The sequence below is a fragment of the Corynebacterium sp. CCUG 65737 genome, assembly GCF_024454115.1.
GTDB lineage: Bacteria > Actinomycetota > Actinomycetes > Mycobacteriales > Mycobacteriaceae > Corynebacterium > Corynebacterium genitalium.
In genome coordinates this window covers 62,110-71,783 of sequence record NZ_JAGPZB010000012.1, presented here as the reverse complement: position 1 = coordinate 71,783, position 9,674 = coordinate 62,110, and the positions used below count along the sequence as shown (strand labels likewise).

Annotated in this window: 7 protein-coding genes; 2 read left to right on the top strand and 5 right to left on the bottom strand. The window is 63.3% G+C overall.

Features of this window, described 5'->3' with window-relative positions; all coding sequences use genetic code 11:
* On the bottom strand, positions 1–1,775 hold a 1,775-nt coding region (locus KBX17_RS09615; protein ID WP_256019590.1), incomplete at its 3' end, for a hypothetical protein.
* 299 nt (positions 1,776–2,074) lie between these two features.
* Positions 2,075–3,364, bottom strand: a complete 1,290-nt coding sequence (locus KBX17_RS09610; RefSeq protein ID WP_255999033.1) for an adenylosuccinate synthase — start codon at positions 3,362–3,364, stop codon at positions 2,075–2,077.
* Between the two features lie 58 nt (positions 3,365–3,422).
* Here KBX17_RS09610 and KBX17_RS09605 point away from each other — a divergent pair, with 58 nt between their 5' ends.
* Together KBX17_RS09605 and KBX17_RS09600 are read left to right on the top strand one after the other, a co-directional pair.
* Entirely contained in the window at positions 3,423–4,256 is an 834-nt protein-coding gene (locus tag KBX17_RS09605; RefSeq protein WP_040424155.1) for a hypothetical protein, read from the top strand.
* Between the two features lie 336 nt (positions 4,257–4,592).
* The gene (locus KBX17_RS09600) at positions 4,593–5,441 is read left to right on the top strand and encodes a DUF2382 domain-containing protein (protein WP_255996114.1); all 849 of its coding nucleotides are present in this window, start codon (positions 4,593–4,595) and stop codon (positions 5,439–5,441) included.
* A 307-nt stretch (positions 5,442–5,748) separates the two neighbouring features.
* On the opposite strand, the gene KBX17_RS09595 is transcribed toward KBX17_RS09600, so the two are convergent.
* The 3 genes from KBX17_RS09595 to KBX17_RS09585 form a co-directional block, all read right to left on the bottom strand.
* Positions 5,749–7,086, bottom strand: a complete 1,338-nt coding sequence (locus tag KBX17_RS09595; protein ID WP_256019589.1) for an aromatic acid exporter family protein — start codon at positions 7,084–7,086, stop codon at positions 5,749–5,751.
* A gap of 67 nt (positions 7,087–7,153) precedes the next feature.
* Positions 7,154–8,188 carry a class II fructose-bisphosphate aldolase gene (gene fbaA, locus KBX17_RS09590; RefSeq protein ID WP_255999030.1) on the bottom strand — a complete coding sequence of 345 codons (1,035 nt, stop codon included), beginning with the start codon at positions 8,186–8,188 and terminating at the stop codon, positions 7,154–7,156.
* A 72-nt stretch (positions 8,189–8,260) separates the two neighbouring features.
* Positions 8,261–9,409: a glycoside hydrolase family 76 protein gene (locus tag KBX17_RS09585; protein WP_256019592.1), complete on the bottom strand. Its 1,149-nt coding sequence runs from the start codon at positions 9,407–9,409 to the stop codon at positions 8,261–8,263.
* Positions 9,410–9,674 lie beyond the last annotated feature (265 nt).

Below are 9,674 nucleotides of genomic sequence, written 5' to 3'. Positions count from 1 at the left end.
GGCTCCACGTCAGTCGTGGTCGGCTCCGGCTCCACGTCAGTCGTGGTCGGCTCCGGCTGCTCCTCCGTGGTGGTCGGTTCCGGCTGCTCCTCCGTCGTCGTCGGCTCCGGCTCCACGTCAGTCGTGGTCGGCTCCGGCTCCACGTCAGTCGTGGTCGGCTCCGGCTCCACGTCAGTCGTGGTCGGCTCCGGCTGCTCCTCCGTGGTGGTCGGCTCCGGCTGCTCCTCCGTCGTCGTCGGCTCCGGCTCCTCATCAGTCGTCGTCGGCTCCGGCTCCTCATCAGTCGTCGTCGGCTCCGGCTCCTCATCAGTCGTCGTCGGCTCCGGCTGCTCCTCCGTGGTGCTCGGTTCCGGCTGGTCCTCCGTCGTGGTCGGCACCGGCTGTTCCGTTGTAGGCTGCGGACAAGACTCGATCCTATTGGTCAGCTCGATAGTCGCATTCTCTGCGGCGTTCTCGATCGTCACGGTCTGGCCCGGGCTGTAATCCGGATCAGCGAATTCAACACCTGCGATGTCCGGCTTCACCTCAGTAATGGTAACTTTCGAACCCTGCGGCAGAGAGTCGTAACCGGTGAGCGTCGTACCGGGCCGAAGGGCCGCGGTATAAGAAATCTTGCCGTCGGCGGGCTGCGCCTCAGTCTGCTTGACCGTTCCCGGGAACTGGAAGTTCGGCCCGACCGAGTCCCTCACGTCGATGTCGACCTGGACCGTAAAGGGCTCCTCGATTCGTGCAATGCACTCCTGCTCACCGATCACGGTCTTCGTCAGTGCGAATGAGCCGCGCTCAACACCCGCACCCGCTGCAGCAGCAGCGGCGTCGTAGGTGTGCTCCCCAGCGTTGCGCTCCTCAGCCGCAGTCGTGGTCTCGATGCCCTGCGAGTCAGTAACAACGACGTTCGCCGAGTTTTCGAACTTATCACGGTCCTTCGGGTCACCGACGAATTCCGTCTGGTAGGTGATCTTCAGATCCCACTCTGGGTTCCAGCCACCCCTCTGAGGGGCGATGTCCGCAGCGAAACCGCGACCCCCATCCTGGGCGGTGACGTTGCTGTTCGGCCACGCCTGATTCTCGCGGCTCAGATCCTCCTGGTAGACGTAGACAACCCTGTTGGGGTCATCAAACCCGACGTACGCGTGGTTTCGGCTTTGCAGCTGGTCAGTGATGCGGACAGACCTGGCCTGACCGTTCTCATCAGTGAGGTTCTCAGCGGGGATGATGATCGTCCAGTCGATGACATTGTTTGCGTAATCGATGGTTCCGTACTTCGAAACGCGGTCTTCTTTGCCGTCCGGCAGCACGTACGGCACCACGCTGCCGCCAGGGATAGCAACGGAGAGCGGTTCACCGCCCGGTACGGTGTTGAACTTCCAATCCGGGCCCGGGGTCTCACCGAGCCCCACATTCAGGCCGATCGAGCCAGTCACACTATCCTGATTGATGTCCCGGTTGAAGGTGCAAACCAGGGTTCGTTCCTGCACTTCGCACGACCCAGCCTCTTGACCCGACACGCTGAACGGCAGCTTGTTAGCAGGCGGCAGGATCTCTGTCGGGAAGTCGATGGACATTGTCTGGCCCTGCTCAATGGTGCCGTTTGCCGTCCACGGGAAGCTGAGGCTGACTCGGTCACGCGTGTCGAGCTGCTTGTCAATCGGCTGACCGTTCTGGGTGACCGTCGGCTGCCCGAAGGTCACAGGCGCCGGGTTAGCATCCTGGGCCTCCGAGCTCGGCACAAGATTGAACATGGCTCCTGTAATGAACAGAGCAAATGCCGTCACTACGGCAACCAAAGTCCTGAGCAGGCCAGCAATTTGCACGCCGCGTTGTTGATCTTTCAAGGGTCGCTCCCAATCGTGATTTGCAATTTGGCCCGAGACCCGGACATCTTCCGTGAGAATCGTTTCACTTCCTCCGGAACTCGCACCGAGCCCACATGGCCGCCTCCGCCTGTTCCAAGGCGGTATACAGCTTAGAAGTTATCACGTACAGGACATTGCCGGATAGTCCCCATGGCAATAACTTCATTGATGGAGCAAAAAAGTCGACTGGGAAGGCTCCGTCGAAAAGCGAAAAGCTTTCACCGCTCCATGATGTCGTTGCGCACGATCGTCTGGTCGCGGCCCGGACCCACACCGATGTAGGACATGGGGGCGCCGGAGAGCTCCTCGAGACGCAGAACGTAATCCTGGGCGCGCTGCGGCAGCTCTTCGAACGTACGACAACCGGTGATGTCCTCGTCCCACGCGGGCATGGTCTCGAAGATCGGCTCAGCGTGGTGGAACTCGGACTGGGTCAACGGCATCTCGTCGTGGCGCACACCGTCGACGTCGTAGGCCACGCAGATCGGAATCTCACCGATGCCGGTGAGCACGTCCAGCTTGGTCAGGAAGTAATCGGTGAAGCCGTTGACGCGCGCGGCGTAACGGGCGATGACGGCGTCGTACCAGCCGCAGCGGCGCTTACGACCGGTGTTCACGCCGACCTCGCCGCCGACTTCCTGCAGGTAGTCGCCCCACTTGTCAAAGAGCTCCGTCGGGAACGGGCCCGCACCCACACGCGTGGTGTAGGCCTTGACAATGCCCAGCACGCCCGTGATCTGCGTCGGACCGATGCCGGAACCGACGCACGCGCCGCCCGCCGTCGGGTTCGAGCTGGTCACAAACGGGTAGGTGCCGTGGTCAACATCCAACATGGTGGCTTGGCCGCCTTCCATGAGGATGTGGTGGCCTTGGGCGAGGGCGTCGTTAAGCGTGCGCTCCGCATCGATGACCATGGGCTTGACGCGCTCGGCGTACCCCATGAAATAGTCCATGATCGCGTCGACCTCGATGGCCTTGCGGTTGTACATCTTCACCAGCATCTGGTTCTTCACGTCCAGGGCGGACTCGATCTTCTGGCGCAGGATGGACTCGTCGAACAGGTCCTGCACGCGGATGCCCACGCGCGCGACCTTATCCGCATACGTCGGACCGATGCCGCGCCCCGTCGTGCCGATCGCGCGTTTGCCCAGGAATCGCTCCTGCACGCGGTCGAGCGTCTGGTGGTACGGCGTGACCAGGTGCGCATTGGAGCTGATCCGCAGGCGCGACGCGTTGGCGCCGCGGGCCTCCAGGCCGTCGATCTCCTCGAACAGCGCCTCGAGGTTGACCACCACGCCATTGCCCAGCACAGGAGTCGCGTTTTCAGACAAGACGCCCGCCGGCAGCAGCTTGAGCTCGTACTTCTCGCCGCCGACGACCACCGTGTGACCAGCGTTGTTGCCGCCGTTGGGTTTGACCACGTAATCGACCTTGCCGCCGAGGATGTCCGTGGCCTTACCCTTGCCCTCGTCGCCCCACTGCGCGCCGACAATGATGATCGCAGCCATGATTCGCTCCTTTGCGCTGGTTCGCGTCAAATTCCAGCGTCATTGTAGCGTGATGCGCATGCAGCTCATTCATTGCGCGTGCGCGTCCGGGGTCACGGTTCCAGGCGCTTCCGCCCATTCGCTTGCCGACGTCCCCACCCGCCGCGACCTCACCTTCCTCGACTCTTTAGCCGCGTCGCTTTTGCCCGGTGGCACCGTTCCTTCCCTAACGGAGATCACGTCCTCGCCGTCGGTGCCGCACATGGGGGAGCCGGCGTTGGCCGGGCAGGCGCCGTTAGAGCGCTTACGGGTCGTGGTGTCCGGGTCTGATGCTGCCCTGGGAGCTGTACTGACGCGAATGATGCGGGCCGACTATATGTGGGCCGAGGTCGCCTACGTACCCGTTGATGTGGGGTCGCCGGCTGCGGTGCTGTGGGGGTTGTCTGAACTATCTACGTCCGATGCAGTCGCGTTGGCCGTGTCGGGCGGCGTTGCGCCGCTGCCGTGCATTCGGAATGACTCCGGTGTCGTCGTCGCCGGGTCTGCTGTTATTGGCAGCGCCGATGGAGGCCCATATATAGGTGAGGTTGTTGTCGACCAAGACGTGCTGCTGTTCAACGAGTCTGCGTCGCCGGGTGTGCCGGGCCCCTACGGGGTGCGGCTCGTGCCGACAGTTGGCGCGCCCGGCCTGGCCGCCGCCCAACTGGTGACTCCCGCGTCCGGAGTGCGGCGGCGTTTCCGGCGCGACGTGCCGCCGTCGGTTACGGATCCCTCGACCGTGTTGTCCGGGCGAGCGCTCCAGGCCGGAGGGCCGGCGATCGCTGTCACCGTCGACGGAGCGCAGGCGCCGAGGGCCGCCAACCGCGTAACGTTCTACCGGCACTTGAGGGATATTCAGGCAGTGCGGGCTTAGTTCACGGGAGGGTCCTCCGCGTAAAACGACGGCGAATTTTCCCGGGTGCCGCTTTCCGCCGATATGTGATTTATCTCACATTATCGGGTTTACAGGCGGCCTGTGACCTTTTCGTTACCTGGGCGAGACTGTCCGTTAGTTACCTGCGAGTGCACACCTGCACGTTTGCGCTGGTAACCGTTTATGGCGCGACATATTAACCATTTCTGTGACGTGCGCCCTCAATCTTTCGATTGATCTATGGGCAGTGGGGGTCCGCCGGTGCAGCCGCAGCGATCCATGGCTACGTTGGTGGTTGTTCGATTTCGACAAACCACTTAAGGAGAACACGCCAACATGGCTGACTACAACCGCATTGAAGACCTTGCAAACGCAACTGCATACGACGTTAATGGCGACAAGGTTGGTGGCGTAAAGGACGTTTACGTTAACGACACCACCGGCCAGCCGGACTTCGTCTCCGTCAACCACGGCCTGTTCGGTGGCGGCGACTCCATCGTCCCGCTGCGCGGCCACTCCCTGCAGGACGGCGAGCTGCACCTGGCCTTCGCTAAGGACCGCATCGAGGACGCCCCGGACCTGGACGAGAACGGCCACCTGACCAACGCTGACCAGGAGGCTTTCTACCGCCACTACGGCCTCGAGGGCGTTGAGGACCGTACCCAGTACGAGACCGGCGCTCCGGCTGCTGGCGCTGCTGCCGGTGCAGGCGCTGGTTACGGCGAGCACGCTGCTGACCGCGACCGCGCTGAGTTCGCTGACCGCGAGGGCGTTGCTGCAGACAACGACGGTTCCATCGTTCGCTCCGAGGAGCAGCTGAACGTTGACAAGGACCGCGTCGAGTCCGGCCAGGTCCGCCTGCGCAAGTACGTCGTTCACGAGACCGAGACCGTTGAGGTTCCGGTTGAGCGTGAAGAGGTCCGCGTTACCCGCGAGCCGATCTCCGAGGCAGACCGCGCTAACTACGACGGCCAGCTCGGCGAGCAGGAAGCATCCGTCACCCTGCACGAGGACCGCGTGAACGTTTCCAAGGAGTCCGTCCCGGTCGAGAAGGTCTCCCTGGACAAGGACACCGTTCGTGAGACCCACCAGGTCACCGAGGACGTCGCCAAGGAGCGCATTGAGACCGATGGCAACGTTGTCGACGAGACCGCGCGCGACATCCGCCCGGAGGACCAGCGCTAAAAACGCCGCTTAGCGCCTAGCGCTAAGTAGTCTCTCTTTCTGGAGAAAGGCCCCAGCTTCGGCTGGGGCCTTTCGCGTGCCCGGACGTTGGTGGCGCCTTGACTACAGTGCTCCCCTGTCTGCCCTGCCCCTCCCAGCCGTGCGCCCCGCTCCCCTGGCGCCCGCTCCTCCGCTTAGCCGCTGGAATACTGCTCGAGCTTATTCGCTAGATCGCATGCTTTTGACCTGCAAGTATAGGTGAGCAGTATTCCGGAAATCGCCCAGTAGTATTCCAGCCGGCGGACGAAGCCGCCCAGAGTTAGGCCGGTTAGTCCTTATCCTCCGAGTCCTCGGCACCTTCGGGATCCCCTGCATTCTCAGCTCCGGGCCTGCGGGACTCACGCAAGTCCGGCTCGTATGCCGGGGTCTCAGACGTCGGCGCAAGGACGGCGATGGCGGACTCGCGGGACCACCCGCAGATCTGCAGCATGTCAACGATCAGGGAGCGCGATTGCGCCAGCACCACCGCCGCAGAAAGGGCGGGCCGGGATTGTGACGAGTTACCACTGTCGCCAGGAGAAGAAGCAGCAGGCGCATGAGTCGACGAGTCCGACCGGGAGAACACGCTCTCCGGAGCCCCGCCGGGCGGCTGGGCGGACGGGTCGAGAACGTCAAGATCAGCTTCGGCAGCTAGGTCGCGCAGCCGGTTCGTCAGCGCGGGCACGCCCTGCGCCTGGGAGATCTTGGCGTTGACGTCCAGGATGGCGGCGAGGTCCAACGTGATGGCGGACAGTTGGTCGAGTATCCAGATCTGTTTCGGGGAGACAGGGTCGTTGTCCTCGGCCAGGACGAGGGCACGGCGGGCCAGCACACGCGTCGTGCGGATTGCGTTGTCGGTCGGCGTGACCATCTTCTCTAGCGCGTCGACGTACCGGCGGGAGCGCCACAGAAACGGAGATAGCCGCGCAGATTCGCGGCCGGATTTCGTGGCAGCCGTGATCGCCTCGATGTCGTTCTGGGTGCCGCGGATGGCCGACAAGGCTTCGGCTACTTGGGTGGGGTCTTGTGTGAGGAGGGCGTGGGAGACGTCGTTAAGCACACTGCTGAGCACGCGCAGAACGTTGGAGATTTCGTGGCGTGCTGTCGCGAGCGGCGCTGATGGCAGCAGCGCAATCACCGCGAGGCCGACTGCGGAACCGATGAACGCGTCAATCGTGCGGTCGATGCCGGTGACGTCCGCGTCGGGCGGCATGATTGTGGCGATGAGGATCGAGCCGATGGCCACCTGATTCGCCACCAGCACCGACTTCGAGAAGAATCCCGCGAACAGCAACGACACCCCGACCGCCAGCGCGATCTGCCAACCGCCGGTGCCCAGCGGGGCGAAGAGGAAATCACCGACCAGGACACCGAGGATGCAACCGAGGGCCATGTCGAAGGCGCGGTTGATGCGGTCACCACCCGAGATGCCCACGATGATGACCACGGAAATCGGCGCGAAGAACGGCTGGGGGTGCCCCACCCACTCATGCGCGATGAAGTACGCCAACCCGGCCGCAATGCCCACCTGAATAGCCGCCAGCAGACGCTGGCGCACACGCCGAAACCGCGCGCCGATCGAATTCTCGACGGCCACGATGCGCTCCCGGGTGGACATCTTCTCCATACAGACATGGTAAAGGCCCCAGTCAAACCGGGGCCTTGAACGGAGAAAAACGAGTGTTTAACTGGACTTACTTGGACACGGTCTTGCCCACAGACTTCAGGTTCTCGCAGGCCACGACAACACGGTCAGCCATGGACTGCTCGGCCTTCTTCATGTAAGAACGCGGGTCGTAGGCCTTCTTGTTGCCCACCTCGCCGTCGATCTTCAGCACGCCGTCGTAGTTCTCGAACATGTGGGATGCCACCGGACGGGTGAAGGCGTACTGGGTGTCGGTGTCCACGTTCATCTTCACAACACCGTAGGACAGAGCCTGCTCGATCTTCTCCGGCTCAGAACCGGAACCGCCGTGGAAAACAAAGTCGAACGGCTGGTCGCCCGCGGACAGGCCGAGCTTCTCCACAGCGGCCTGCTGGCCCATCTCCAGCACCTCCGGTTTCAACTTCACGTTGCCCGGCTTGTACACGCCGTGCACATTGCCGAAGGTCGCAGCCAGCAGGTAACGGCCGTTCTCGCCGGTGCCGATCGCGTCGATGGTCTTCTCGAAGTCCTCGCGCGTGGTGTACAGGTTCGCGCCGGCCTTCGCCTGGACGCCGTCCTCCTCGCCGCCGACAACGCCGATCTCCACCTCGAGGATGATGTTCGCCTTGCGCGCCTTCTCCAGCAGCTCCTGGGCGATCTCCAGGTTCTCGTCGATCGGGATAGCGGAGCCGTCCCACATGTGGGACTGGAACAGCGGCAGCTCGCCGGCGTCCACGCGCTCCTGCGAGATCGCGATCAGCGGACGCACGTACTCGTCCAGCACTTCCTTCTGGCAGTGGTCGGTGTGCAGCGCGACGTTGATGTCATAGTGCTCCGCGACCTCGTGCGCGAACGCAGCCAGTGCCTTCGCGCCGGCGACCTTGTTCTTCACCGACTGGCCGGAACCGAACTCCGCGCCACCAGTGGAGAACTGGATAATGCCGTCCGACTCTGCCTCCGCGAAACCGCGCAGAGCAGCGTTGATCGTCTCCGAGGACGTGCAGTTGATGGCTGGGAAGGCGAAGCCGCCCTGCTTGGCCGTATCGAGCATCTGGTTGTAAACCTCAGGGGTTGCAATAGGCATGGGGAGTCCTTTTCACTCGCGTGCGTCTGACACCCCCAGTATGCCCGTGTTGCAGCCCCGGCGCAGCAGCTTTCACCTCGCTGCGAGTTTCGCCGCGGCCTCTAGAAGCATCCAGCCAGACAGCTGCACCGACAGATCACGTTCAGCAATGCGCGGCGCACTCACCGCTTCGCTTATCGACGCCGGCCCCATCCCATAGTTATGCGGCAACCTCGCCCCCCGCGTCCAACGGGCAGGGAAGATCGGCAACCCGTCGACTTCGAGACGGTTCGACCACAGCGCCTCCGCACTGGCCATGACCAGCCGTTCCGCGGCTTTGGCGGTGGCGGCGTTGGCCGGGTCGTCCGGCAGGCGCAGCGCCACATCCGCGAGGTAACGGGCCAGGATACCCTTGAACAGGCCGCCGTCGCCGGCCGCCGCCCCATCAGGCCCGCCGTCCGCCGGGTTATCAATCACACCGGCCGGGGTCGCGGCGTGCATCCCGATCGCCTGCACCAGCGCACGAATCTGCGCGATGTACTCCATCTGCGCTTCGGGTTGATCCTCCAAGGCCAGCGCGATCTCGAGCGCCGCGCCCAGGACCGTGCCTTGGTTATAGGTGTAGGTGATGGAGGTGGGGCGGGGGCCGTCGACAAGCAAACGAATGCCGTCCTGAATCAACCCGCTATCCGCGTGCAGGTTGGTGAAGATCCAGTCCAGCACCTCGCGCGCCTTATCCACCCTGCCCGTGCGGGCCATCATGATCGCCGCAGGGCCGTTCGCCGGGACGTTGAAGAAGTTCTCGTCCGTGCGCCACGGCAGCACGCCGGTCAACGAATCCAGCCCGGCAAGAATATTGAACTCCAGGTCGACCAACTGCTTCGGGCGGCTAACCTGCTCCGAATCCGTCACTCGGTTGAGTGCCAGGGCGAGCCAGGCCTTGTCGTCGTAGTAGCGGTTCTTGCTCACGTTGCCGCGGTTGCGGATCCGGATCGCGCGCATTGTCCGCACGATCACCGCGCGGCGGGCCTTTGTCGACCGGCGCTGTTCCGCGTCGATCAAGCAGTCCAGGTAGTGAGCCTGCCACCAGTAATGCCACGTCGCGAACGTTTTCTCCCGCGCCGTTGGCGGCCACGCCGTCACCGCCAGGTTCGTTCGGGGAAGCCCCCACAGGCGCGAAGCGTGACGATCCTGAATCGCCATCTCCGCCAAATCCGCCCTGTGCGCCCACGTCTCCGGCACGGGGCCAGCGTTCCCACTGTTCACGAATCTCCTACCTGACAGATCTCTAGTAATGCCGTTCTAATTATCGCAGCTTTCAATGCCCACGTTAGGTTTTACATTCTCCCGCAAGTATTTTCCATGAACTTATGAGATTCGCTGGGGGTGTGTCACATGCCGGCGCGTTGTGGGCGTGTCTAGCACCGTAGGGTCCATCCCGAACTCAACCCCGCCCGCCCCATGGATCACATGCAACCCATCCACCTCTACCGTGTTGCCCGCGGGG